We start from the raw sequence: 24,905 nt of genomic DNA on the forward strand, positions 1-24,905 counted from the left end.
ATTCTTATATTTATTCAAAATGTTTCTTGCTTTTTCTATATTTGAATGAAAGGTTGAAACTATTAATTCTGTTATATTTAATTGTTACTTCATCCCCTATTTTAAGTTTTAATTTTTGTCTTATTTTGATAGGAATTGCAAGCCTACCGTTATTATCAATATAACTTTTCTGCACTATCATAAAAATAACTAAATTTATTAAATTAAAAATTTCTTAGATTTTACTATTTTAAATAAAATTAATCAATTTAATAAATAAACTTATACAATTTGTACTGATTTCATATAATTCATTTCTAATTTTCTGAAATTAAGGTTATATTGATATATAACAACAAAGGGTATATCCATATGACCAATGAAAATAATAATGATTCAGAATTTGCCGAATTAAAAATCAGAGGAAAAATATTTAAATTACCTATACTTAAAGCAAGTATTGGTGAGGATGTAATTGATATAAGCAGGGTATCTTCGGAAGCCGATTGTTTTACTTATGATCCGGGCTTTATGTCTACTGCTTCTTGTCAGTCTACTATCACTTATATAGACGGTGATAAAGGAATCTTGCGACATCGAGGATATGACATTAAAGATTTAGCCGAGAAAAGTGATTTTTTAGAAGTGGCATATTTGCTAATCTATGGAGAATTACCAAGCATCGAGCAGTATAATAATTTCACTAAACAGGTTGCTCATCATTCATTAGTGAATGAAAGATTACACTATTTATTTCAAACCTTTTGTAGCTCTTCTCATCCTATGGCTATTATGCTTGCGGCCGTTGGTTCTCTTTCGGCATTTTATCCTGATTTACTGAATTTTAAAGAAGCAGACTACGAACTTACCGCTATTAGAATGATTGCTAAGATACCAACTATCGCCGCAATGTCTTATAAATATTCTATAGGGCAACCGTTTATTTATCCTGATAATTCGTTAGATTTTACTGAAAATTTTCTGCATATGATGTTTGCAACGCCTTGTACAAAATATAAAGTAAATCCAATAATAAAAAATGCTCTTAATAAAATATTTATTCTGCATGCTGACCATGAGCAGAATGCTTCTACTTCAACAGTCCGAATTGCCGGCTCATCTGGGGCTAACCCTTTTGCTTGCGTAAGTACAGGGATTGCCTCACTTTGGGGACCTGCTCACGGCGGGGCTAATGAAGCGGTAATAAATATGCTTAAAGAAATCGGTAGTTCTGAGAATATTCCTAAATATATAGCTAAAGCTAAGGATAAAAATGATCCGTTTAGGTTGATGGGCTTTGGTCATCGTGTCTATAAAAACTATGACCCGCGTGCCGCAGTACTTAAAGAAACCTGTAAAGAAGTATTAAAGGAACTCGGACAGCTAGAAAACAACCCACTCCTGCAAATAGCAATAGAACTTGAAGCTATCGCTCTTAAAGATGAATATTTTATTGAGAGAAAATTATATCCAAATGTTGATTTTTATTCAGGTATTATCTATAAAGCTATGGGTATACCGTCGCAAATGTTCACGGTACTTTTTGCAATAGCAAGAACCGTAGGCTGGATGGCACAATGGAAAGAAATGCACGAAGACCCTGAACAAAAAATTAGCAGACCTAGACAGCTTTACACCGGTTATGTACATAGAGAGTATAAGGGTATCGGGGAGAGGTAAAACACGCTGTGTCATACCGTGGCTTGACCACGGTATCTAGAAAAGCAGTTCAAGGTGTATATTTTTTGATATTTTTACTGGATACCGTGGTCAAGCCACGGTATGACACCGAGGTACATAATGAATTTTATTGATGAAGTTAAAATATATATAAAAGGTGGGAATGGCGGCAATGGTTGCGTTAGTTTCCATCGTGAAAAATTTATTGATAGAGGCGGACCGGACGGCGGTGACGGTGGACGTGGCGGTAGTGTTATTTTCAGGAGTAATCACCATCTTAATACGCTAGTAAATTATCGATATAAACAGCATTTTACCGCAGAAAACGGTGAAAACGGTAAAGGTTCAAATAGAAGCGGTAAATCAGGAAAATCGTTAGCTCTTGATGTTCCCATCGGTACTCAAATCTTTTCCGAGGACGGCAATATATTATTGCATGACTTCACTGAGGATGACCAAAGCTTTGAAATAATTAAAGGAGGAAGCGGCGGTCTTGGTAACAGCCATTTCAAAACGTCGGTTAATCAAGCTCCAAGAAAGCGTACGGAAGGGGAAATTGCTGAAGAAATGTGGATTCATTTAAGCTTAAAACTCCTCTCTGATGTTGGGCTTGTGGGGTTGCCGAATGCTGGTAAATCTACTTTTTTATCGGTTGTAACGGCAGCTAAGCCTAAAATTGCCGATTATCCCTTTACTACTTTAGTGCCGAATCTTGGAGTGGTGTATGTTGATGACGAAGAGTTTGTTATAGCCGATATTCCTGGCTTAATTGAGGGGGCTCATCAAGGTCACGGTCTTGGCGATAAATTCTTAAAGCATATTGAGAGATGCAATGTATTAATACATTTAATAGACGGCTCTAGTAATGATGTAATGGCAGATCATAATACAGTACGTCTTGAGCTTGAGTCATATTCCGATTATCTAAAAAATAAAATCGAAATCATATGTCTTAATAAATGTGATGTTCTTACCGATGAGGAAATACAAGAAAAAATAAATAAGTTGCAAAAAGCTACTAATAAAGAAATTTTTCCTATCTCTACCTACACTAGCCTAGGGGTAAATAAAATAGTTAAACTAGCTTTAAAGACTATAAAAAATCAGGAGTAATATATACCGATTGGCGTGGACCAGTCCACCTCTGTCATCCCGTGATTTATTCACGGGATCCAGTTAAAAATATCAATAATATTGATATTTTTAGTTATTTTTCTGGATACCGTGGACAAGCCACGGTATGACACCGAGGGAATTCTTCGAGCCATATACAACAACGCCACGTTCACTCATGACAATTAATAAACTTTAAATCAAAGTAATACGTTGCTCTTCTGCCTCTAGATATTTCTCTAGCTCTTCCTTAGTATATTTCTTTTCTTTAAGCTTTATTTCGTTATTAAATATATATTGTACAGCTTTATCTTCTAAGGCAGGACCTTTAAGTCCTTCAATTGCTCTAGGATTATTTTTATAAAAATCAAATATCATATTTTCCTGCCCAGGAAAATTACGTGCTTGTTGCATAATAACTTTTCTTAAATCATCAGGCTCTAATTGCAAATTTTTAGATTTTGCGTATTCAGCAAGTAATAAGCCTATTCGCACACGGCGTAGGGCTAATTTATTATAATATTCTGTTATTTCTTTAGGGGATTTATCTTTTAATAATGATTCATCTTGGTCATTTTTATCGGTTTCGGACTTTAGAATATTTTTTTCTTGCTCTAATAAAGATTCCGGTACGTCAAAATCTAACAATTTTTCTAACTTATCAAATAAGTTCATTTTCATTATAGTATTAATAGCTTCTTCCGATTCGTTTTCTATTTGTTTAGCAAAATGTGTACGCAATTCTTCAAGGCTATTACTTTGGAATTTTTTAGCAAACTCCTCATCAATAACAGTAGGTTCTGCAGTATGTACTGATTTAATTTGTACTGCAAAACGAGCATCCTTACCTGCTAAATCTTTAGCATGGTAATTTTCAGGAAAAGTAACATTAACATCTACTTCACTACCTGTTTTAGAACCTATTAATTGTTTCTCAAAACCTGGAATAAGTGCATTACTACCTATTACTACCTTAAAATCATTTAATTTACCGCCTTCAAAAGCTTCATCCTTGATGTACCCGATTGCATCAATAGTAACTTGATCTCCGTCTTTTATTTTTGCTTTACTTTCTTTAGTATAGCTTTTTGTTAGTGCGGCAAGTTTTTCTAGTTGTTCTTCAACATCTTTAGAGTTTACTTCTAATTTTGGACGATCTAGTGAGATTTTCTTTAAATCCGGAATAGTAATTTTAGGTAATAGCTCTATTTTTACGGTAAATTCTAAAGCTTTATCGGGTTCGTTTTGCAATTCTTCAATTTTGGGTCTACCGATTATATTTAGATTATGCTCTTTAATAACGTGATTTACCGAATGGTTAATTCTTCTTTCTATTATATCACTCCTGACGGAAGTACCGTATTTTTTCTTAACAATTGAAACCGGTACTTTACCGGCTCTAAAACCTGCTATTTTAACTTTTTTGGTTAAATCAAGTAATTCTTTTTGAATATCGTCATCTATCTCACTTAAAGGAGTAGAGATTCTTGCATGAAAATCCAATCCTTCGTTTTTTAATACGGTAATTCCCATTTTAATAATCCATTAATTCTGTACATAGTTTGCTAATCAAAATAAACTAATGAGCCGAAATATGCAATAGTTTTTGTAAGCTCATCGGTATTGCTTAGTAACTATCTATATTGTCGTGGGCTAAGAGACTGAAAGCGTTGTTGCGTGTATACTATGTCATTCCTAGCTAGAAGCAGGAGGTCATGCCTCCATATTGCAGTTACGCCTATTAAAAAGCTATACGTTCAATAAGAGTACCAATAACCTTATCATGAATATCCAATGACTTGGAAAAGCAGATTGTCTTACGTGCAAGCCTCTTGCATCTCGTTCTAAGGTTCAAGTTACTTCGTTCTATCCGTTGAGTGTATTTTTTACTGATAATATGCTTTTTAGGGTCTAATAACCTAGCATAACTCCCCCATCCATCTGTATAGTAAAAAGTCACCTTGAAATTCTCTAGTTTTTTCAGTAATGATTCTAATGTGCTATCACATCTTGTACCAAACGTATAAGCAACTACTTTTAACGAAATCTTATCCAAGGCATACCAAAGCCATCGTTGTCTGGATTTATTCTGTACATAAGACCATTGTTCATCTATCTCAGGAGCAATAATTACTTTTGTTGTACTGATAGAATGATTTATTGTTTTTAATACTAGATTTTTTTAAAACACGGATAACTGTATTGATACCCGCTTTTAATACTCTTACTGTATCTCTAACTCCAGAGCCGTTGATTGACATTTCTACTATTTGCTCCTTAACTCCAGGCTTAGATGCATTATTAATATACTCCAATTGAAAATATCGATTACACCGCTTGCATTGATATCTCTGTTGTTTTGAAATTGAATATCCTGACTTTATTACTTCTTCTGTGTTGTTACAATATCTACACTTAACATCTATTTTTGCCATAACTCCTTAACTATAATTCTCTCTTATTACTGTTTGAGGATTATAGACTATTTACTCTAAACTGCAATACGGAGGCACGACCGAAGCAGGAATCCAGTAAAACCTAAAAAAACTTGTTTTTTTAGGTTTATTTTATTAATTAATATGTAATTTTTGTACTAGTATTAAGGTTGTTTTCTGGCTTCCCGCCTGCGCGAGAAGGTCTTGTTGCATGGATCGGTAAAACCTACTGTGTCACCTAGTTCGCTTGACGACGGGGTCCATAAAAATAATAAAAAATACTAATATATTAGTATTTTTAACTGGATCCCGTGGTCAAGCCACGGGATGACAGAGGTGAAATTGATCCACGCAACAATGCCACGCGGGAATTACATAAAACGAACCATGCAACAAAGTTGCAAATTCCTCACAATGACGTGAAGTTATGCAATAAGATTCAAGCGTACTTCTTCGTTTAGTTCTTTTGTAGAAGATAATTCTATATCAAGTTCGGCAAATATATGCACTAAGGCTATAGATAAATCATTTATCATTTTATCGGTATGGGCAGGGGTTGGGATGATTCGGAGGCGTTCCGTACCTCTCGGTACGGTTGGAAAATTGATATGTTGAACGTAAATACCGTATTCATTAAGGAGCATATTTGAGGCACTAGCTGCTTTAATCGGATCACCAATAATTATCGGCACTATATGACTTTCATTTTTCAAATAAGGTATATTAAAATTTTCAAAAGAATTTTTAAGTTTTGTAACTACTTCTTGATGTTTTATTCGTTCTTCATTCGATTCTTTAAGGTGTCTAATACTATGCGTTGCAGCGGTAGAAATTACCGGCGGTAATGAAGTAGTGAAAATAAATCCTGGAGCGGTTAGCCTTATAGCATCGACTAAATTATGGTTGCTAGTGATATAACCGCCGATAGTGCCGTATGCTTTGGCAAGTGTACCTTGAATAATATCGATTTGATCGTTACAATTAAGAAGCTCGGCAATACCGCCTCCATGTTTACCGTATAAACCGACCGTATGAACTTCATCGATAAAGGTTAAAGCATTATATTTTTTGGCTAAGTTGATTATATCTTTGATAGGTGAGAAGAAACCGTCCATAGAGTAAGCCGATTCAAAAACAATAATTTTCGGTCTATTAATATCGACTGATTGTAAAAGCTCTTCTAGATGCTTAACGTCTAAATGTCTATATATATATTTCTCGGCTCTTGAACTTGTAACTCCTGCAATTATTGAAGCATGATTTAGTTCATCGGAGAAAAATACTATATCCGGCATGATTTTAGCAAGACTTGCAAGCGTTGTATCATTTGCAACAAAACCGGATGTAAAAACTAAAGCTGCTTGCTTTTTGTGTAAATCTGCAAGTTCTTTTTCAAGCTTAAGAATGGCAATATTATTACCGCCGATATTGCGAGTTCCGCCTGATCCAACACCGTATTTTAGCAAGGCATCTATAGAAGCTTGCATTACTTTTGCATGTTTACTCATACCCAAATAGTCATTAATGCACCACATAACTATTTGTTTATTCTCGTGCTGTGCAAAAGGAAAATTATCGGCTTGTCTTTTTAAGGCTTTAAATTCTCGATATCTTCCTTCGCTCTTAATTTTGTCTATATGTTTGCTAAATATAGTATCGTAATAAGACATTAGAACTATTATTTGTTTGAAGTTTTTTATGTGAATTGTATACCCGTCATTGCGAGCAGTCGTAGTACTTGCGTGGCAATCTCGTCAAATATCCTGAGATTGCTTCGTCGAATTACTATGTAATTCTCCTCGCAATGACGATATCTAAGCAACCATTCTACATTAAAATTAAAAAAGTTTAAAGTTATAATATAGCTTTTTGTACAATATCGTTTAATCTCTTTGAAAATGCCCCGGTATCAGCAACCGGTTCGCCCTCTAAAATACAGGCTTGATCAAATATTAGATTAACCAATTCTTCATTATTTTTATTATTTGCTTTTAAGTCGTTAAAGATTTTCTCTATGATTTTATTTTTAGGATTTAGCTCTAAATTTTTGGCAGATGCAGCAGCTATTTGTTTCTGCTCAATCAAAAATCTCTCCATACGAATATCCATAGCAGCGTCGCTAACGGCAAGACAAGCAGGGCTTGAGGTTAGTTTTTTAGAGATCTTAACTTCTTTTACTAACTCCCCAAGTGTTTCTTTAAAATAATCGGTTAGCAATTTATATTCGTCATCGGATTTTTTACTATCTGCATTTTTCTCCTCAGATTGTGAAGTAGTTTGCTCTACATCGATATTGCTTCTTGTTGCTGATTTAATAGCATGTCCTTTATATTCGCTATTAACATTTACCCAAAAATCATCCACTGTATCGGTAAAAAGTAATACATCGATATTTTTACTAAGTAGTCCTTCGATTTGTGGGCTTGAAAGTAATTTATCGGGATTATCCCCGCTTAAATAATATATAGTATTCTGCCCCTCTTTAAATCCTGCTATATATTCGTCAAGGCTAATCATTTTATTATGCAAGGCACTTCTGAATATACATACCTCTAATAATTTTTCATGATCGGTTGTAGCCTCGCATAAACCCTCTTTTAAAGCACCTCCGAAATTAGCCCAAAACTTATTATATTCTTCAGGTAATTCCTCTTTCTTTTTCTTAAGCTCGCCAAGTACTCTTTTTGTAATAGCATTTTTGATTTTCTCAAGTACACTATTATGTTGCAATGACTCACGGCTAATATTCAGCGGTAAGTCTTCTGAATCGACTACCCCTCGTAAAAACCTTAAATATGACGGGATTAAATCAATATTCTCATCGGAAATAAATACTCTTTTTATATATAATTTTACACGCCTTTTGCGATCAGGATGGAATAAATCAAATGTTTTGCTTGAGGGAATGAAAATCAGATTGGTAAATTCTATAGCTCCCTCATTTTTATTATGCAGAGTAACCCATGGATCATCTATAGCATAAGATAAGCTTTTATAGAATTCTTTATATTGTTCTTCCGTAATTTCTGATTTCGGTCTTGTCCATAATGCAGAAGCTGAATTAAGCTGGATTTCATTATTACCGGCTTCATCAAAGAAATATATCGGTACTGCTATATGATCGGAATAGCTTTTAACGATGTGTTTTAATCTAAAATGATCAAGGAATGTATCTTCTTCCTTTTTGATATGTAAAACGATTTCCGTGCCTCTTGTGAACTCTTTATCTGAATCTGAGACGGTATATTCACCAAGTCCGTCCGATTCCCAAACATGGACTTTATCTTCCCCGGCTTTTCTTGAAGTTACAGTCACTTTATCAGCTACCATAAAGCTTGAATAAAATCCAACACCAAACTGACCGATTAGCATATTATCCTTTTTAGAATCACCGGAAAGACTTTTAAGAAAATTTGCCGTACCTGATCTTGCAATAGTACCGAGATTTTCAATTAAATCGTCTTTATTCATGCCGATACCGTTATCACGGATGATGATTTGTCCTTTATCTTTATCGACTTTAACCGTAATTTTAAAATTGCTATCGCCAGCTACTAATTCACTATTACTTTGAGATAAATAACGTAATTTATCGCAAGCATCCGAAGCATTAGAAATTAACTCCCTCATAAAAATCTCTTTATTACTATAAAGAGAGTGAATCATTAAATTTAAAATCTTGCCAACCTCGGCGTCAAATTTCTTTTTTTCTTGTGTCATATTAAACCAATTTATAAATTCTTGTTTTTAGCTTTGTTACTAGGTCAGTTTTTTCGTCATTGCGAGAAAAAATTGAAAATTTTGACGAAGCAATCTCGTGCTATAGTCCTGAGATTGCCACGTCGCTTTGCTCCTCGCAATGACGATTTGGTAGCCATGCAACAAGGCTTTTAGTCGCTCGCAATGACGATTTTGGCATCTTGTAACAAAACTTTATTTATTTAATATAGGAATTAATAATCAAATTTAAATAGTCTTCGTCAATATTTTTTATCAATATCGTTTTTAAGCTATGAGTATGACCTTTAATAATTTCTATATCCTTGCGTGATAATTTCCATTCTTTTGCTAGATAATTTATGATTTCTTCATTAGCTTTACCTTGCTCCGGTGTTGCTTTTATAGATAATTTTAAATATGGGATATTATTGATGATTACAAAATCGCTAATTAGATTCTGTTTAGAATTAGGCTTTACTTTAAGATTAAGTAAAACCTGATGTGAAGAAGAATTGTAATTATAGAATTTATTCATTATGTTATTTATCACATTTATTTATGATAATAAAAGAATACTTGAAAAAAACTATTAAAACTGATATAAAGTTTACCGTAAATGTTTAGCACCCTTAGCTCAGCTGGATAGAGCAACAGATTTCTAATCTGTGGGTCAGAGGTTCGAATCCTTTAGGGTGCGCCATTCTTCATTTTTCAGTATTTCTACAAAAATATCAAACCGCAGATGCAGCATAAAATCAAGCTTTTTGCCGTTTAATGAAAGGTTCGATAAAACTAATTTTTATTAATTATCTTTCACCGAATTTCTAAACTAAGCAACTTTCTCTTTCTTCTAAATAGTAAATTTACCACCCCACAAAAAGAAATATTAATAATTTAATTAAGCAACAAGTCGCCTTAATTTCATTTATTTTTAACTGTGGAGCTGCGGCATTTCAAGCATCAACCTTGCGGCAAAAGTTAAACCGAGGCGAATACTCAAACGCTGCTGATGAGTTGCTGCGATGGGTAAAAGCTAAAGGCGGTGCCAAGCTGCAAGGTTTGGTTAAACGCCGAGCATTAGAGCGGTCTTTATTTTAAAGTGAAACAGCTACAGCCTCAATTGCTAATGAGGCTGCTGCCACTTCAAATGTAGAAACTAATTATTTAAAATAATTAACTGATATGCTAAATTAATAATTGTAATTATTAGCATTTATTAAAATTTTTTATTATTTCCTCTAATCCTTAATCTATTCATAGATTCCTTAAATCAACCCCAACTAATTTATTCATACCTTTAGCTAAATTTCTATTGCTTTCTTATAGCTCTTTATTTAGATTTTCGTCTATAAGCTCATTTTTAACAAAATATTAAGATTTATAGAATTTAATAAGGATATAGTTATGTTTAAAGGAAATCTACAAGAAGTAGCGACAACAAAAACGCCGCATGAGAGATTAATAGAATTTCTAGAAAAAAGAGGATTAAAGGATGAGGCAAATAGTTTAAGAAAGAGTAGCTCAACTCTTTATCTTGATAGTAACCAAATAGGGGCTGAAGGAGCGAAATTAATTGCTGACTCTCTTAAATCTAACTCTACTCTTACAACTCTTGATCTTGGAAATAACAAAATAGGGGATGAAAGCTTAAAAACAATAAATGAATATTTACATAGAAATAAAAATATAGTCGAGAAAAAAGCAGAAAGCTTAAATGCAGAGGGTAATAATTTATGCAGTCAAGAAAAATACAGTGAAGCTATAGAAAAATATAAAGCAGCAATAAAAATTACAAAATCTTTACAGAAAGAAAACAAATTATATGAAGAAAATAAAGCAAACGCCGAAAAGAAATATAAAGAACAACAGCAGAGCCTAAAGCTTGATGAGCTAAAATATAATCAACTAATTTCAGCAATAAGAGATAATAAAGCAGCAGAAGCAGAAAAGTTAGTTAAAGAGCTAAATAACGACACGCTTAGCAAAATTAATAATAACGGCGAAACGGCATTAACTTTGGCTGCTAGTAAAGGCTTAAGTAAAGTATGCCTGCAACTAATTCCCAAAATGACAGATCAAGCCATTAATACTATTACCAAAACTTACGGTACTACAGCCTTAACTTGTGCTGCATGGAAAGGTTTAAGCGAGGTATGCGTGCAACTAATTTCAAGAATGCGGATCAGGCTATTAATCATATAACTAATGGAGGTGATACTGCCTTAACTTTAGCCGTATGGAATGGCTTAGAAAAGGTAAGTGAGTTACTAATACCTAGAATGACTATTCAAGCTATTCAGCATGTTAATAATAAAGATGAAACAGTATTAAGTTTAGTTATAAAAAATAATTTTAAAAAAATATATGACTTATTCATTTTAAGAATAAACGAACTAAATAATCAATTCAATAAAACAAATATATATAAGAACGAAGACGAGCCACAAGCAAAAATACTTATCACTTCCATAAATAAGGAACTCATTGAAACTGTAAATAACTTTTTCCACAATCCTACTTCTATTAATATTTGTTTTCAAACAATAAGCGATGAATTAGCAGAGCTAATAGCTGATAAATTAAAAAGCATTGAGACAATTACTATTAATTTCTCAGGCAGTGAAATAAGTGATACAGGTTTAAAAATTATTACTGAAGTCCTAAAAGCGAGCAAAAACTTAGAGAAGTTTGATTTTAGTTGCAGTAATTTAGGCGATCAAAAAATATCTATATTAGCTGAAATTTTACAAATTACTACTCTTACTAATTTATACCTTGGTGAAAACAACATAGGTATTATAGGAATTAAAGCAATTATAGAAGCTTTAAAGTTCAACAATAATATTGTACATCTAGATTTACACAACAATAATATAGATAATGAGGGAGTAAAGTTAATAGCTGAATTCTTAACAAATAATAGAACTTTAAAGCATCTTGATATTTTAGGTAATAAAATAACATCTGAAGGAATAAAAGTAATTATTGAAGCTTTAAGAGAAAATACTACTATTACGCATATAGATTTAGAGCAAGATAATATAGATAATACAAGCAAAACTATAATTGAGAAATACCTACAGCGAAATAAAAATTTAATGAGTTTTCAAAAGTTGGCTGATGGAATAAACGATAAAGTAGACACTAATATTGCAATAAATGCTAAAGATAAAGCTATAATAAAAGACACTATAGATGAGATAATACACAAAGCTAAAGAACTTAATAATACAACCGATATAGACAAAATAACTGCTAGTATGCAAGAGCTTATAGTTGATAAATCTACAAAATTAAAACTTATGATTATAGAAAACCAGCTTAACGAAATAATTGATAGCCAAAATATAAATGATGATGTTAGTATGTTAGGCGGTGATTTTGTACCTACTGCCGGTTAATAATAAAATATAAAAATATTTATCAATTAAGCAGATATCACTGGAGAAGGGGTGAAAGATTTCGTTGGATAATTTCCACTTTCTTTCTCCAATTTTTCAAAATGAAATATACCAAATCCAAATCCAATACTTGTTGGAATCATAATAATTAATACTCCCCAGTTTCCAAAGACTTCTATTAAATGAGGAAAACCAAAAGAGCTAATAACATACATACAAGCAGCTGATAAAGCATATGTAAATGTTACGGAAGTAAAGCGTTTAAAGATTGGAAAATGTCTAAAACAATTTGGTACAGCCGGCATAACATTAAGGGCAAAAGCCATGATAAGTGATTGAATAATGAATATTTGATTTGGATTAGAAGCCTTATTTAATAAATATGGACATAGTAATATTGTAATAGTAAAAATACCTAATAATGCTTTTAGAATTTTTAAAGGATATATCTTATAACTTAATGCTGCTACTATTATTATACTTATAAGTTCTATTATAGATAATTTGAAATTTTGTTTTATAACTTGTTCAGGAGTACAGTTAAATTTGGTTACAAGAATATCGCCGCAATAAATATATGCAAAATAAAAACATACAGGCCATGCACAATCCATTATAAATAGAGCTATTGCTGTCTTTTTATTAATTTTTTCTTTCCAAATAGGATTATTTTCTAATACTTTTATATCCCTATTAGCTTTTTCAAAAGTTTTAAGTAATTTAAGCTTTGCATTAGCAAATTCAGGAGTTTCTCGTAATGCGGTTCTTGCTAATGTTCCTACAACGGCAATAATTGCACCGATACCAAATGCATAACGCCAATTAAAGCCATAAGAAGTAACAATAGTAGCAACCCCTAAAGCTGCGAAAGTTCCTACAGTAGCGAAAACCGTAGCTAAGGCTACAATAGGATATTGTATTGGAGGTTTAGTAAACTCGGTTAAATAAACTTCTGTTCCTATTACCTCTCCCATTGAGGACATACCTTGAACAATTCTACATAATATTATTATAATAGAAGCTGTTATACCAATTTCATTGTAAGTAGGAAGTAGTGCCATTACTATGCACGAAGTAGCCATCATCATAGTTGTTATAACTACTGTAGTTTTTCGCCCATATGTATCGCCTAAATATCCAAAAACGAGAGCCCCGAGCGGTCTAAAGATAAAAGTAGCACATAAAGCTGCTATAGAGTAAAGCGAAGTAGCATAAGCATCAGCTTTTGGGAAAAAAAGTTCATTAAGAAGTACGGACATATGCACATAAAGCATAAGATCAAAATATTCCAATAAGGTTCCTATAGATAACAACCCTACGGCTTGCTTCTGTTCTTTTGTCAAACTTCTTTGTTCTTTTTCGTAGCCTAGCATAATTCTTGTATAAAAAATTAAATTGTAAAAAGAATTGGTCATGCCTCCATATTGCAGTTACGCCTATTAAAAAGCTATACGTTCAATAAGAGTACCAATAACCTTATCATGAATATCCAATGACTTGGAAAAGCAGATTGTCTTACGTGCAGGCCTCTTGCATAAAAAGTCACCTTGAAATTCTCTAGTTTTTTCAGTAATGATTCTAATGTGCTATCACATCTTGTACCAAACGTATAAGCAACTACTTTTAACGAAATCTTATCCAAGGCATACCAAAGCCATCGTTGTCTGGATTTATTCTGTACATAAGACCATTGTTCATCTATCTCAGGAGCAATAATTACTTCTGTTGTACTGATAGAATGATTTATTGTTTTTAATACTAGATTTTTTAAAACACGGATAACTGTATTGATACCCACTTTTAATACTCTTACTGTATCTCTAACTCCAGAGCCGTTGATTGACATTTCTACTATTTGCTCCTTAACTCCAGGCTTAGATGCATTATTAATATACTCCAATTGAAAATATCGATTACACCGCTTGCATTGATATCTCTGTTGTTTTGAAATTGAATATCCTGACTTTATTACTTCTTCTGTGTTGTTACAATATCTACACTTAACATCTATTTTTGCCATAACTCCTTAACTATAATTCTCTCTTTGAGGATTATAGACTATTTACTCTAAACTGCAATACGGAGGCACGACCAGACGACGTAGCCAATTTTTCAAGTGGGGCAAGTATACCCTATCTATGTTTTTCATTAACCACTTTCTTAGTTAATTTAGCATTTATTTGAGAAGGAGAAACTTTAATATTTTGTTTGATGTTTTTTGTTTTTTCTTGAGAGAGAAGACTTTCTTTATCATTTTGTAATGTTTTCATAAACTTATCTATATTGCTTTGTTCTAGTTTTATTGCATTATCATTATTTAAAATTAATCCTCCAATTTTTTCACCAAGTTCAGGTGCATATCTGACTGCAAAAATCGATGCCGGTACAACTATGATAGAAAAAGCCGCTCCCGCAGTCGCAACACTAATTGCTCCGACTAATAAAGCACAAACAGCACCGGCGATTTTTCCGGTTGCTTGTTTAAATATATTACTTTTTTGTGTAAATGCTAAAGACATTTCTAATATTTTATTAAATTCTTTCTTTATATAGATTGTTGCTTCATCAATATTATTATATTTCTTCATTGCATACATTACAGAAGCCTTAAATAATTTTTTATGAGATTCCGCATAATTTATTATTTTGTCAAAATTCTTCTCTTTTAAAAGAGTTTTAAATATATTTTTAATTTTTTCTTTTTCGGTACTATTTATTTTTTCATCTCCAAAATAAACTTCTACAAGATTTTCTGCTATTATATCTTGTGATTGCTCTAAAATATTATTCTTATTTTGCTCATTTTCGTCTTCAGAAGTAATCATTATTGCAAATAACTCTAATGCTACGGAAAAATTATCATCGTTAATAACCCGCATACCTAAATAATTTTTGAGTCTAGAAATACATTTATTAATATATTTTTCAGCTTCCGGCTTAGAATTAAGCCTTAGCGTATAATCTATAGCAAGCATATTTGCAATAGTAGAGCAAGTAGATTTCGTAAGATTATTGACAAAATTATTAACAATATCTTTTTTAAATAAATTAGTATTTATGTTATTAAGTACTATTGTATTATTCATTTTAGTAATTTATTTTGAGGCTAATTCTCTGATATATAATATCAATTTAGCATAAATAAGATTAGGAGCATGATTCACTGAAAGTTTATATATATTCTTAGGCGTTAACACTTCTTCATTACGCACTCGTACAAAAGATATAAGAGTATTAGGAGGCATATAAGAATAAATTTCAGAGAATATTTTTAAAAAAGTCAAAAAATCTGCACAGGCATATTTTATATTTATGCTATAATTATTTACATGAATCGATTCACCTTCTCCTCCTTCAATCGCCTGAACATTATTTTTAAAAAATACTGAATTTATAGATACGTCTATAGGTTCTACTAAATCATATTTATTGCTTAAGCTTTTTATTTTAGGAATTAGTTCTTGATAATTTAAGCAACTCACATTACTTGGAACGCTTAAATCTACATATTTTTTGTAAGATTCTAATATTTCTTCTTTAGAGTTAATGACAGAATAAAGCTTTAAAACTTCCTCTGTTAGATTTTCTTGTGAAACTTGTTTATCAAGAATAGATTTACTGTATTCTTGCTGGAAATTTTTTATTATCCAAATAGTTAAGGAAATAAAGAAGAAATATATAATAAATTGAAAGAATATAAGATTCTTTAAATACATAATATATTTTTCAAACATTATCTTTACCTTGGGTTATTAGGCTTTGGTTTTTCGTCATTGCGAGAAGAATTACATAGTAATTCGACGAAGCAATCTCAGGAACTTGTTATTATTTCATGAGATTGCCACGCGATCAAAGATCGCTCGCAATGACGTTTTTAGTTTAATCAAGTCTTATCGTCAATTATATTAACCGATAAAGGAATTACTACCTTACCGAATATATCAAGTATTTTATACTTATATATAACATAATCTATCTGCAAATTAGGTAATTTATTTTTTACGTTTTGCATATGATCATCTAGCATCTTTAGAGATTCATCTACCGATAGATTATTAGTATGATATTTAAGTATTAATTTGATTATTAATTGTCTCTTAGAAACTAACAAAATATTATCTATATTTGTTAATTCCCATTTAATTTCTTCTAATTTAAAAGCCGGATTTAAAGTAATTATAAGTCTGTTAAGTAAATCAAACGGTAGCGGTACCGGTGCTTCTAGTAATTTTTCTATTACATATAAATCAGCTAGGCTAGTAGTATTTTTAATATAAGGATATTTATATTTGATACTATCATATTCTTGATTTGTTGCATAATATTTTTCATTAATAGAGTTTATGTCTTTGTAATTCTGTTTTGTATTATATTTGATAATACCGACCACTAATATTAATATTATAAGTAATGCACTATATAATTTAAATGTCAGATCCTTTATAGTAACTAGTTTTTTTATTGATTTTAAATTATTATTATAAGCAGGAAAACTCTTATATTCTAGAAACAGCCTACTAATATTCGTATCTATAAATCTTTCTTTTTCTAGAGTTTGCTTATTTAGTATATTATCAACCGGTATAAAGATTACAGGGCGATTTTCAAAATTTGTTGATTCTAATAAAGATTTTAATTCTTCATCTACTATAAGAATTATACAGGCTCTTTGGTCAAGATTACTTATATAGTTTTTAAATAATATAAAGCAATCATTAATTTCTTGTTCTATAATACCTTGAATATAGCCGGTTGTTTTATCAAATGGATACTCAAGATTTCTAATTATTATTATATTATTTTTATGTTTGATAATAAATTTTATACCGCTAGCTTGTGAGACATATACACAAATTTGGAAATAATCATTATATTTATCATTTTCTATATTCTGAACTATTTTATTTATAATAACTTTTAGCTCTAACGTTAAAAAGTAAATTCCTTTTAAATCAAGCGATCTTTTATCTATAATACATGAAATTATATCACTTAAAGGTGTTTCAAATGGACACGACATAATTAAAGTCGACCAAATTTCACTTGGTGTAGTAGTAATTTCGTAAACACAATGTGCTATAATGTCTTCTTTATTAAAATAACCTTCGATAAATTGTTCAATAGGATCAATTTTAACTATTGACTGTAATATAGGTATTTGATCGTGCCGTGTCTTACATTCACTACCGTCAAGTAAAAAATAAATATCGCTTTTTGGAAATTTACTAAAAAAATTTTTATAAGGGTTTAAGTCTATCTGTTCCCGAGTAGGGATAAATAATTTATCTAATAATTTATTATCAAGAAAAATACTAAGAAATACACCTTTATTACCTAGTAACACCACGATCTTTTTTCTTTTGAAAGAAAATATTTTTAATTTTGTAACAAAATGTAATTTGATCGAATCAAAAATATTTTTCATAAATAAATTTATTTTAATCATAATTCAGTGTATTTTACTATACTGGACGTCATTTCTGCGTGGATACCCAAGCCGTCATTGCGAGCGACTGATAAGGAGCGTGGCAATCTCAGGACTTTGGCACGAGATTGCTTCGTCAATTACTACATAATTTTCCTCGCAATGACGACTTAGGCATCCATACGAAAATGACATAACATTAAATAATATATCTTACCATGACTAAATTTACCACCGAAGAAGTTAGAAGTAAATTTATAACTTACTTTAAAGCAAATAATCATACACATGTACCGGCTAGCTCGTTAATTCCACACAATGACCCTAGCTTAATGTTTGTTAATTCCGGAATGGTACAATTTAAAAATGTTTTTACCGGACAAGAAAAAAGACCTTATAACAAAGCGGTAACTAGTCAGAAATCTCTTAGAGCCGGTGGCAAGCATAACGACCTTGAGAATGTGGGTTATACAGCAAGACATCATACATTTTTTGAAATGCTAGGTAATTTTTCATTCGGTGACTATTTTAAAGAACAAGCAATATATTACGCTTGGAATTTATTAACTAAAGAATTTGAACTCCCAAAAGACAAGCTTTATGCAACAATTTATCATACTGATGACGAAGCAGCTTCTTATTGGAAAAAAATAGCAGGTTTTGGGGATGATCGCATAATAAGGATTAAAACAAACGATAATTTTTGGTCTATGGGCGATACTGGTCCTTGCGGTCCTTGCTCTGAAATTTTTTATGACCACGGAGAACAAATATACGGCGGACTACCTGGCACTAAGGACGAAGACGGTGACAGATTTATCGAGATTTGGAATATGGTATTTATGCAATATGAACAAATCGATAAAGATACTAGAATAGAGTTACCGCAAAAATCTATCGATACCGGTATGGGCCTTGAGCGTATGACGGCAGTATTACAGCATGTTAACAATAATTATGACATAGATTTATTTCAGGAAATAATTAATTTTACCGAAAATATAGTAAAAGTGAAAATAGAGGGAGAAGCTAAATTTTCTTACCGAGTTATTGCCGACCACTTACGAGCAAGTAGCTTTTTAATAGCTGACGGTGTTATCCCTTCAAATGAGGGGCGTGGTTACGTACTTCGCCGTATTATGAGGCGAGCCATGAGGCATGCTCATATGTTAGGCAGCAAAGAGCCGCTTATGTATAAATTACTGCCAAAACTTGTTGATTTAATGGGGAATGTTTATCCTGAACTTAAGAGAGCAGAAAGCTTTATCAGCAGCATCTTAGAACAAGAGGAAATTAGGTTTAAAACTACTTTAGAACGTGGATTAAAGCTACTTACCGAAGAAACAGAAACGCTAACAAAAGGTAATGAGTTGTCGGGGGAAATAGCGTTCAAACTATATGATACTTATGGATTTCCGCTTGATTTAACCGAAGATATTCTAAAAAATCGTGATATTTCCGTTGATCATAAGGGATTTGAAGAGCAAATGCTTGCACAAAAAGAACGTGCTAGAAAATCTTGGCTTGGCTCCGGTGAGTCCAAAACCGATCAGATATGGTTTGATATTAAAGAGCAGCATGGCAGCACTGAGTTTTTAGGATATACTCTTAATGAAGCAGAATGTAAAATAATCGCATTAATTAAAGATAATAATTTAGTTAATGATATAAAAGAAATAGATACGCAATTTCTGCTAATCAGCAACCAAACACCTTTTTACGGTGAGTCCGGAGGTCAGATGGGTGATATTGGAGCGATATTTGCAAAAGATTCTGCAATAGAGGTAGTAGATACTGTAAAATATCTAGGCTCTATTATAGTCCACAAATGTATTTTGAAAAAAGGGCAGATTAAAATAGGCGAAAATGCTAATTTTAGTATAGACATAAAATATAGACAAAATTTAAGGATTCATCACTCGGCCACGCATATATTACATGCAGTACTACATGAGGTGCTTGGTAAACATGTTACACAAAAAGGTTCTTTAGTCGCTCCGACTTATTTACGTTTTGATATTAGCCATTCTAAAGCTGTGACTAATGAAGAAATCACTTTAATCGAAGATAAGGTAAATGAGATTATTAGAGATAATCATGAAGTAGATACTACATTAATGACAACTGAAGATGCAGTCAAACAAGGAGCTATGGCACTGTTTGGCGAGAAATACGACTCTGAAGTCAGAGTAGTTAAGATGGGTGAGACTTCTTTAGAATTATGCGGCGGTACGCATGTCAGACGTACCGGTGACATCGGCTCTTTTAAAATTATAAGCGAAAGTGCTATAGCAGCTGGTGTTCGCAGAATTGAAGCAGTTTGCGGTGAATTCGTAATTAAATTAATGAGAGAAAAGGACAGTTTACTTAAATCAATAGAAAGCAGTTTAAAGACTAATAAAAACGAGCTTATTACTAAAGTTAATAATATTTTAGAACGTAATAAAGAGCTTGAGAAAGAGTTAGAAAAAACTCATTTAGCTCGTCTAGATTTAAGTATAGAGCAAATTGAAAAGCAAGCTGACGATATAAAAGGAGTTAAGTTAATTTATCGATATATAGAGAATTTAGACAATAAAGTATTGCGTCAGGCTGCAGAAAATTTAACGAAAAAAGTAGAAGATTTAATAGTAGTATATATTACGGGTAATAACGATAAATTATCTATTACGGTTGCGGTGAGCAAAGCTATAACAGACAAATACAATGCAGGGATAATTGCAAAAGAACTCTCTTTATTCTTGGGAGGCAACGGCGGAGGTGGACAAGCAAGCCTTGCTCAAGCCGGAGGAAATGATATAGGTAAGTTAACTAACATCCAGGAAAAATTACATAGTTTATTAACAGTATCATAGTGTGCTAGTTTAGGACGTGGTTGCGAGCAGGTATTGTTGCGTGGACTGGTAAAATCCACTGTGTCACCTAGTTCGCTTGACCACGGGGTGACAGAGGTGAAATTGATCCACGCAGTCTACGACTGCTCGCAATGACGGGGTGGTATACACGCAACAATGCCTCGCAGGAATGACATCGGTATCCACGCAACTATATATTATAATACCGTTAAATCACCGAGTGCTTCTACTAATTTATGGTTATTAGCAAAATTTTCTACCTCATTATGATTGCCGTAATGATCAAAATTTAGTAATAGTTCTTCTTGAGAATTTTTATAAAAAATGTTGGTAAATAAACGCATTTCGCCGTCAATTTTAACTTCTACTGCTTTATTTTGTAAAAATTTAACTCCATTGATACTTGTTTTACAATATGTAATACCTTTTTCTATAGCACGAGTAAAAGAATCAATGAGGTTCTTATCTAGTTTCTTTTCAACTTCTTTCGCAATTTTTGCAAAACAATTAAGCCCCTTATATTTACCTACAGAATAAGCATCATCTTTTTTAATAATCTGTTTATTAACATTCCAGCTGCTAATAATTTGGTTATTAGTGATTTTTTGACTAATTTCAAAAAGTTTTTGTTGTTTTACCCGTTGATAATGAGCATGTATTTCTTTTGCATCATATTCTTTAATAAGCTCTTCTATATTTTCTGCCTTGTTATCTGTAGAGTAATTTGCAGAAATTTCTTGCTGTTTTTCTTCGGTTAATTGATTTGCATATTCTCTTGCTTTTTCTTTATTATTATTTAATAAAGAAGCAGCTATACCGATTTCTAAAGTTTCTTCGTTTTGAGGATCGTATTTTAAAGCGTTTTCTACCTTTTCAGGAACTGAACTAAATTCTTCATTAGCAATTAAAACAGTATTCGAGATATTAATTAAATCAGCTGCTTCTGCTGCTTGAAGGTTATTTTTATCAATAATAGCTTGATAATCGGATTTTAATTGGAGTAAAGTTTTAAATTTCCAAAGAGTTTTACTTTGAAATAGCACTTCATCAGGAATTTTTTTTATAATTTCTTTTGCAAAATTAAATTGCTTAGTATGAATCGCAGTTGATAGTAATTCTGTATCGTTAGGACAAGTTTTAAGAAGTTTTTCAGAAGCAGTAATTTTATCATTATTCGAAAACCTACCTTCATTAAATTTAGCTATATATTCTAAATTTAAAATTGAAGAGTGTAGCGATTTAGGTAGCGTAGCTTTATTAATTACTTTCAACTTTTTTGTAGAAACACTAGATAAGTTACTAACCATTTCAAGAGTAGCTTTTAAATCTTTAGATGACAATGTACTTATATAATTGTCAGCATCTTCTAATTCATAACACTCTATATGAATTTTAATTAACTCTAAAATCGTTTCTTGATCATTCGGTAAATATTCTAAAGCAGCTAAGTAATATTTTTTTGTATTTTGATAATCTGCTTTATAGGAATATGCGACTCCAAGGTTATAATAGCAACTACCGGTCGTGCCTCCGTATTGCAGTTTAGAGTAAATAGTCTATAATCCTCAAACAGTAATAAGAGAGAATTATAGTTAAGGAGTTATGGCAAAAATAGATGTTAAGTGTAGATATTGTAACAACACAGAAGAAGTAATAAAGTCAGGATATTCAATTAATGTCAATCAACGGCTCTGGAGTTAGAGATACAGTAAGAGTATTAAAAGCGGGTATCAATACAGTTATCCGTGTTTTAAAAATCTAGTATTAAAAACAATAAATCATTCTATCAGTACAACAGAAGTAATTATTGCTCCTGAGATAGATGAACAATGGTCTTATGTACAGAATAAATCCAGACAACGATGGCTTTGGTATGCCTTGGATAAGATTTCGTTAAAAGTAGTTGCTTATACGTTTGGTACAAGATGTGATAGCACATTAGAATCATTACTGAAAAAACTAGAGAATTTCAAGGTGACTTTTTACTATACAGATGGATGGGGGAGTTATGCTAGGTTATTAGACCCTAAAAAGCATATTATCAGTAAAAAATACACTCAACGGATAGAACGAAGTAACTTGAACCTTAGAACGAGATGCAAGAGGCTTGCACGTAAGACAATCTGCTTTTCCAAGTCATTGGATATTCATGATAAGGTTATTGGTACTCTTATTGAACGTATAGCTTTTTAATAGGCGTAACTGCAATATGGAGGCATGACCGCAACTACCTATATGTACCTTTGCTAAAGAAGCTTTATTATCTATGTTTGCTAGTTTATCTTCTAACAACTCTATTACTTCATCAAAATGTCCCTCTACAAGTAAAGCATTAGAAAAATTTGTTAATACCGGCAAATTTTCTTGATAATGCTTTTTTAATATTTGAAAAGCATTAATTTGTGATTCCGGTTCTAATAGAGTTATTAATTTAGCAATAATGTTAGAACATTCGGTGTATTTATCATATTTACTTGCTGAAAACACGGTTAAGTGTAAGTCTGCATTTTTTAATACTTCTTTTATTAATTCTTCAGCGGTTTGTTTATGATCATTTTTTATAGCGGCGTATACAGCAACCTCCGTAGCTTGTATTTTTAAAAAAATACTTTCTTTGTATTCCAAGTTATTAATTTTGTTTGATTTAAAACCATATAAATAAGAATTTTTTCCTATTTGATAGTCATAAATATTTTTGTAATTTTGTATCTATCAAGCAATTTATTACTTATAAATTCTTCATAGTTATAATTAATAAATAATGCCTGCATAGTATTTTGCATAGCGATTATTTCATTTTTTGGAGATAAATAATTTAATAAATAAATCACCATTTCTACAGCAGACTTAACATTTTTTACCGGAGCAATAGAGTCATATAATAATTGTAAGTCTAGATTTGTTTCTGACACACATGCTAATTCTTTAGAAGTATTCGTGGTGGCCAAAATGGTTTTACCTTCAGGAAAAGTAATAGCTTGGGGATTATTGAGTTTAGATTGTAAAGCTCCTTGATTCATCATAATAATTAACCGATCATTAATTTTTTAGTGAATTAATACTATTTTGATTTTTTGTAAATAGTGTTAATATTGAAAGTTGCAATACGGAACGGAGGTTATACTATTGGCAAGTAGATAGGAGTAATACTATGGTTGTTAATACTCTGTTTTCACAAAATAAAGTCCGGATGCGGGAGCAGTAGGACCGGCGGCTTTTCTATCTTTGGCTTCTAGAACATCTTTAATTTGTTCCGCCTGCCAAACATTCTTACCGACAAGCACTAAACTACCGACAATATTACGCACCATATGATGCAAAAATGATGGGGCTGAAAGATATAATTTTATTTCTTCGTCTTCTTTAACAATATTAAGTTCAGTTAAAGTTTTAATCGGTGATTTTGATTGACATGAGCTAGCCCTAAAGGAAGTAAAATCATGTTTGCCTAATAGATAAGCGGCAGCTTTTTGCATAGCTAGAATATCTAAAGGTGAACTAATCCACCATGCTCTATTTAAATCAATTACGGATGGATAAGACCTATTAATAATTCTATATATATAATGACGGGAGGTAGCTGAAAATCTAGCATGAAAACTATTGGAGGCTAATTCACAATTCCATACTCCTACAGCATACGGTCTTGCAAAATAGTTAATAGCCGTAATAATTTTGTGAGGTTCTAAATGTTTTGAAAGATCAAAATGTGCTACTTGACCTATAGCATGAACACCGGCATCTGTCCTTCCTGACCCAAACAATATTACCTGTTCACCGGAAAATTTATAAATCGCTTCTTCTAATATCTGCTGTACCGACATTACTCCTGCTTGCCTTTGCCAACCTGCAAGATTCGTGCCTAAATATTCAATAGTAATCTTATATCGATACATAAGGGGATTGTTATTGTCATTCCTGCGGAAAAGATACCTAAGCCGTCATTGAGAGCAAGCATTGCCCGCGTGGACCAAAAAATCCGTTCGATATCATTCCCGCGTAGGCGAGAATCCAGAAAAAAGTATAAATACAGCAAATTTTTGAAATTAAAAGCTCGATTTATCTCGCTTTATGCTGGATTCCCGCCTACGCGGGAATGACATAACATGTACATGCAACAACACAGCCAATTTTGTAAATTATAATGAGTATACTGCTATAAATGAAAGTAGATAGACGAAATTTAATTTGGAAAAGAGCAAGGAGTCTGTAAGCCGAGGAGCGGAGCGTATAATAATACGTGAGCATCCGAGGACTTACAAAGACGACGTAGCCAATTTTGCAAATTAAATGAGTA

21 protein-coding genes, 1 tRNA gene and 2 pseudogenes are annotated in these 24,905 nt (G+C 32.0%); 9 read left to right on the forward strand and 15 right to left on the reverse strand.

Annotated features, from left to right (window positions below):
• Window positions 1–10: 10 nt before the first annotated feature.
• Window positions 11–181: an AbrB/MazE/SpoVT family DNA-binding domain-containing protein gene (locus ACNFN7_RS03115; RefSeq protein WP_485440777.1), complete on the reverse strand. Its 171-nt coding sequence runs from the start codon at window positions 179–181 to the stop codon at window positions 11–13.
• Between the two features lie 170 nt (window positions 182–351).
• Between ACNFN7_RS03115 and ACNFN7_RS03120 the strand changes: the two genes are divergently transcribed.
• Both ACNFN7_RS03120 and obgE read left to right on the forward strand, forming a co-directional pair.
• Window positions 352–1,659: a citrate synthase gene (locus ACNFN7_RS03120; protein ID WP_485440778.1), complete on the forward strand. Its 1,308-nt coding sequence runs from the start codon at window positions 352–354 to the stop codon at window positions 1,657–1,659.
• Between the two features lie 120 nt (window positions 1,660–1,779).
• Window positions 1,780–2,772, forward strand: coding sequence for a GTPase ObgE (gene obgE / locus ACNFN7_RS03125; RefSeq protein WP_485440779.1), 993 nt, complete (start codon window positions 1,780–1,782; stop codon window positions 2,770–2,772).
• 195 nt (window positions 2,773–2,967) lie between these two features.
• On the opposite strand, the gene tig is transcribed toward obgE, so the two are convergent.
• The 5 genes from tig to ACNFN7_RS03150 all read right to left on the reverse strand — a co-directional run bounded on the left by tig (window position 2,968) and on the right by ACNFN7_RS03150 (window position 9,462).
• Window positions 2,968–4,305 (reverse strand): trigger factor, encoded by a 1,338-nt coding sequence (tig, locus tag ACNFN7_RS03130; protein WP_485440780.1) that lies wholly within the window; start codon window positions 4,303–4,305, stop codon window positions 2,968–2,970.
• Window positions 4,306–4,513: 208 nt separating this feature from the next.
• Window positions 4,514–5,207, reverse strand: a protein-coding gene (locus tag ACNFN7_RS03135; RefSeq protein WP_485440658.1) for an IS1 family transposase whose coding sequence is annotated in 2 segments (ribosomal slippage) — window positions 4,514–4,922 and window positions 4,921–5,207 — 696 coding nt in all. Because the reading frame shifts where the segments join, the coding sequence is not laid out codon by codon here.
• A gap of 425 nt (window positions 5,208–5,632) precedes the next feature.
• Entirely contained in the window at window positions 5,633–6,877 is a 1,245-nt protein-coding gene (gene hemA / locus ACNFN7_RS03140) for a 5-aminolevulinate synthase (RefSeq protein ID WP_485440781.1), read from the reverse strand.
• 184 nt (window positions 6,878–7,061) lie between these two features.
• On the reverse strand, window positions 7,062–8,927 hold the full coding sequence (htpG, locus tag ACNFN7_RS03145; RefSeq protein ID WP_485440782.1) for a molecular chaperone HtpG: 1,866 nt from the start codon (window positions 8,925–8,927) through the stop codon (window positions 7,062–7,064).
• Between the two features lie 217 nt (window positions 8,928–9,144).
• Window positions 9,145–9,462 carry an A1G_07140 family DUF167 domain protein gene (locus ACNFN7_RS03150; protein WP_485440783.1) on the reverse strand — a complete coding sequence of 106 codons (318 nt, stop codon included), beginning with the start codon at window positions 9,460–9,462 and terminating at the stop codon, window positions 9,145–9,147.
• 88 nt (window positions 9,463–9,550) lie between these two features.
• On the opposite strand from ACNFN7_RS03150, the gene ACNFN7_RS03155 reads away from it, so the two are divergent.
• The 4 genes from ACNFN7_RS03155 to ACNFN7_RS03170 all read left to right on the forward strand — a co-directional run bounded on the left by ACNFN7_RS03155 (window position 9,551) and on the right by ACNFN7_RS03170 (window position 12,328).
• Window positions 9,551–9,627, forward strand: a tRNA-Arg gene (locus ACNFN7_RS03155).
• A gap of 185 nt (window positions 9,628–9,812) precedes the next feature.
• The gene (locus tag ACNFN7_RS03160) at window positions 9,813–10,025 is read left to right on the forward strand and encodes a lysozyme (RefSeq protein ID WP_485440882.1); all 213 of its coding nucleotides are present in this window, start codon (window positions 9,813–9,815) and stop codon (window positions 10,023–10,025) included.
• 306 nt (window positions 10,026–10,331) lie between these two features.
• Complete coding sequence (locus tag ACNFN7_RS03165) at window positions 10,332–11,129, forward strand: ankyrin repeat domain-containing protein (RefSeq protein ID WP_485440784.1); 798 nt, start codon at window positions 10,332–10,334, stop codon at window positions 11,127–11,129.
• Complete coding sequence (locus ACNFN7_RS03170; protein WP_485440785.1) at window positions 11,081–12,328, forward strand: leucine-rich repeat domain-containing protein; 1,248 nt, start codon at window positions 11,081–11,083, stop codon at window positions 12,326–12,328. Before ACNFN7_RS03165 ends, ACNFN7_RS03170 begins: the two co-directional genes overlap by 49 nt.
• Before the next feature lie 26 nt (window positions 12,329–12,354).
• On the opposite strand, the gene ACNFN7_RS03175 is transcribed toward ACNFN7_RS03170, so the two are convergent.
• The 5 genes and pseudogenes from ACNFN7_RS03175 to ACNFN7_RS03195 all read right to left on the reverse strand — a co-directional run bounded on the left by ACNFN7_RS03175 (window position 12,355) and on the right by ACNFN7_RS03195 (window position 17,774).
• Window positions 12,355–13,701, reverse strand: a complete 1,347-nt coding sequence (locus ACNFN7_RS03175) for an MFS transporter (RefSeq protein ID WP_485440883.1) — start codon at window positions 13,699–13,701, stop codon at window positions 12,355–12,357.
• A 66-nt stretch (window positions 13,702–13,767) separates the two neighbouring features.
• Window positions 13,768–14,348: pseudogene (locus tag ACNFN7_RS03180) on the reverse strand (IS1 family transposase).
• Window positions 14,349–14,460: 112 nt separating this feature from the next.
• Entirely contained in the window at window positions 14,461–15,414 is a 954-nt protein-coding gene (locus ACNFN7_RS03185) for an RP853 family protein (RefSeq protein WP_485440786.1), read from the reverse strand.
• Between the two features lie 9 nt (window positions 15,415–15,423).
• Window positions 15,424–16,062, reverse strand: coding sequence for a hypothetical protein (locus ACNFN7_RS03190; protein WP_485440787.1), 639 nt, complete (start codon window positions 16,060–16,062; stop codon window positions 15,424–15,426).
• A 149-nt stretch (window positions 16,063–16,211) separates the two neighbouring features.
• Complete coding sequence (locus ACNFN7_RS03195; protein ID WP_485440788.1) at window positions 16,212–17,774, reverse strand: hypothetical protein; 1,563 nt, start codon at window positions 17,772–17,774, stop codon at window positions 16,212–16,214.
• Between the two features lie 197 nt (window positions 17,775–17,971).
• Here ACNFN7_RS03195 and alaS point away from each other — a divergent pair, with 197 nt between their 5' ends.
• A complete protein-coding gene (gene alaS, locus ACNFN7_RS03200) occupies window positions 17,972–20,608 on the forward strand; it encodes an alanine--tRNA ligase (protein ID WP_485440789.1) in 2,637 nt (878 codons plus the stop codon).
• 197 nt (window positions 20,609–20,805) lie between these two features.
• On the opposite strand, the gene ACNFN7_RS03205 is transcribed toward alaS, so the two are convergent.
• Window positions 20,806–21,948: a hypothetical protein gene (locus ACNFN7_RS03205; RefSeq protein WP_485440790.1), complete on the reverse strand. Its 1,143-nt coding sequence runs from the start codon at window positions 21,946–21,948 to the stop codon at window positions 20,806–20,808.
• A gap of 262 nt (window positions 21,949–22,210) precedes the next feature.
• Between ACNFN7_RS03205 and ACNFN7_RS03210 the strand changes: the two are divergent.
• Window positions 22,211–22,801 (forward strand): annotated as a pseudogene (locus tag ACNFN7_RS03210) (IS1 family transposase).
• Here the strand turns inward: ACNFN7_RS03210 and ACNFN7_RS03215 are convergent.
• From ACNFN7_RS03215 to truA, 3 genes are all read right to left on the reverse strand, one after another.
• Window positions 22,745–23,233, reverse strand: a complete 489-nt coding sequence (locus ACNFN7_RS03215) for a hypothetical protein (protein ID WP_485440791.1) — start codon at window positions 23,231–23,233, stop codon at window positions 22,745–22,747. The pseudogene ACNFN7_RS03210 and the gene ACNFN7_RS03215 sit on opposite strands and share 57 nt — an antisense overlap.
• A 47-nt stretch (window positions 23,234–23,280) precedes the next feature.
• Complete coding sequence (locus ACNFN7_RS03220) at window positions 23,281–23,631, reverse strand: hypothetical protein (protein ID WP_485440792.1); 351 nt, start codon at window positions 23,629–23,631, stop codon at window positions 23,281–23,283.
• 135 nt (window positions 23,632–23,766) lie between these two features.
• Window positions 23,767–24,504, reverse strand: a complete 738-nt coding sequence (truA, locus tag ACNFN7_RS03225) for a tRNA pseudouridine(38-40) synthase TruA (RefSeq protein ID WP_485440793.1) — start codon at window positions 24,502–24,504, stop codon at window positions 23,767–23,769.
• 292 nt (window positions 24,505–24,796) lie between these two features.
• On the opposite strand from truA, the gene ACNFN7_RS03230 reads away from it, so the two are divergent.
• Window positions 24,797–24,898: a palindromic element RPE5 domain-containing protein gene (locus tag ACNFN7_RS03230; protein WP_485440794.1), complete on the forward strand. Its 102-nt coding sequence runs from the start codon at window positions 24,797–24,799 to the stop codon at window positions 24,896–24,898.
• Window positions 24,899–24,905 lie beyond the last annotated feature (7 nt).

The organism is Rickettsia sp. MAE-05, from assembly GCF_057319745.1.

Excerpts from the sequence above, each read along its gene's own strand:
- ACNFN7_RS03115 (WP_485440777.1), bottom strand. The coding sequence starts at position 181 with ATGATAGTGCAGAAAAGTTATATTGATAATAACGGTAGGCTTGCAATT.
- ACNFN7_RS03120 (WP_485440778.1), top strand. The coding sequence starts at position 352 with ATGACCAATGAAAATAATAATGATTCAGAATTTGCCGAATTAAAAATC.
- obgE (WP_485440779.1), top strand. The coding sequence starts at position 1,780 with ATGAATTTTATTGATGAAGTTAAAATATATATAAAAGGTGGGAATGGC.
- tig (WP_485440780.1), bottom strand. The coding sequence starts at position 4,305 with ATGGGAATTACCGTATTAAAAAACGAAGGATTGGATTTTCATGCAAGA.
- hemA (WP_485440781.1), bottom strand. The coding sequence starts at position 6,877 with ATGTCTTATTACGATACTATATTTAGCAAACATATAGACAAAATTAAG.
- htpG (WP_485440782.1), bottom strand. The coding sequence starts at position 8,927 with ATGACACAAGAAAAAAAGAAATTTGACGCCGAGGTTGGCAAGATTTTA.
- ACNFN7_RS03150 (WP_485440783.1), bottom strand. The coding sequence starts at position 9,462 with ATGAATAAATTCTATAATTACAATTCTTCTTCACATCAGGTTTTACTT.
- ACNFN7_RS03165 (WP_485440784.1), top strand. The coding sequence starts at position 10,332 with ATGTTTAAAGGAAATCTACAAGAAGTAGCGACAACAAAAACGCCGCAT.
- ACNFN7_RS03170 (WP_485440785.1), top strand. The coding sequence starts at position 11,081 with ATGCGTGCAACTAATTTCAAGAATGCGGATCAGGCTATTAATCATATA.
- ACNFN7_RS03175 (WP_485440883.1), bottom strand. The coding sequence starts at position 13,701 with ATGCTAGGCTACGAAAAAGAACAAAGAAGTTTGACAAAAGAACAGAAG.
- ACNFN7_RS03185 (WP_485440786.1), bottom strand. The coding sequence starts at position 15,414 with ATGAATAATACAATAGTACTTAATAACATAAATACTAATTTATTTAAA.
- ACNFN7_RS03190 (WP_485440787.1), bottom strand. The coding sequence starts at position 16,062 with ATGTTTGAAAAATATATTATGTATTTAAAGAATCTTATATTCTTTCAA.
- ACNFN7_RS03195 (WP_485440788.1), bottom strand. The coding sequence starts at position 17,774 with ATGATTAAAATAAATTTATTTATGAAAAATATTTTTGATTCGATCAAA.
- alaS (WP_485440789.1), top strand. The coding sequence starts at position 17,972 with ATGACTAAATTTACCACCGAAGAAGTTAGAAGTAAATTTATAACTTAC.
- ACNFN7_RS03220 (WP_485440792.1), bottom strand. The coding sequence starts at position 23,631 with ATGATGAATCAAGGAGCTTTACAATCTAAACTCAATAATCCCCAAGCT.
- truA (WP_485440793.1), bottom strand. The coding sequence starts at position 24,504 with ATGTATCGATATAAGATTACTATTGAATATTTAGGCACGAATCTTGCA.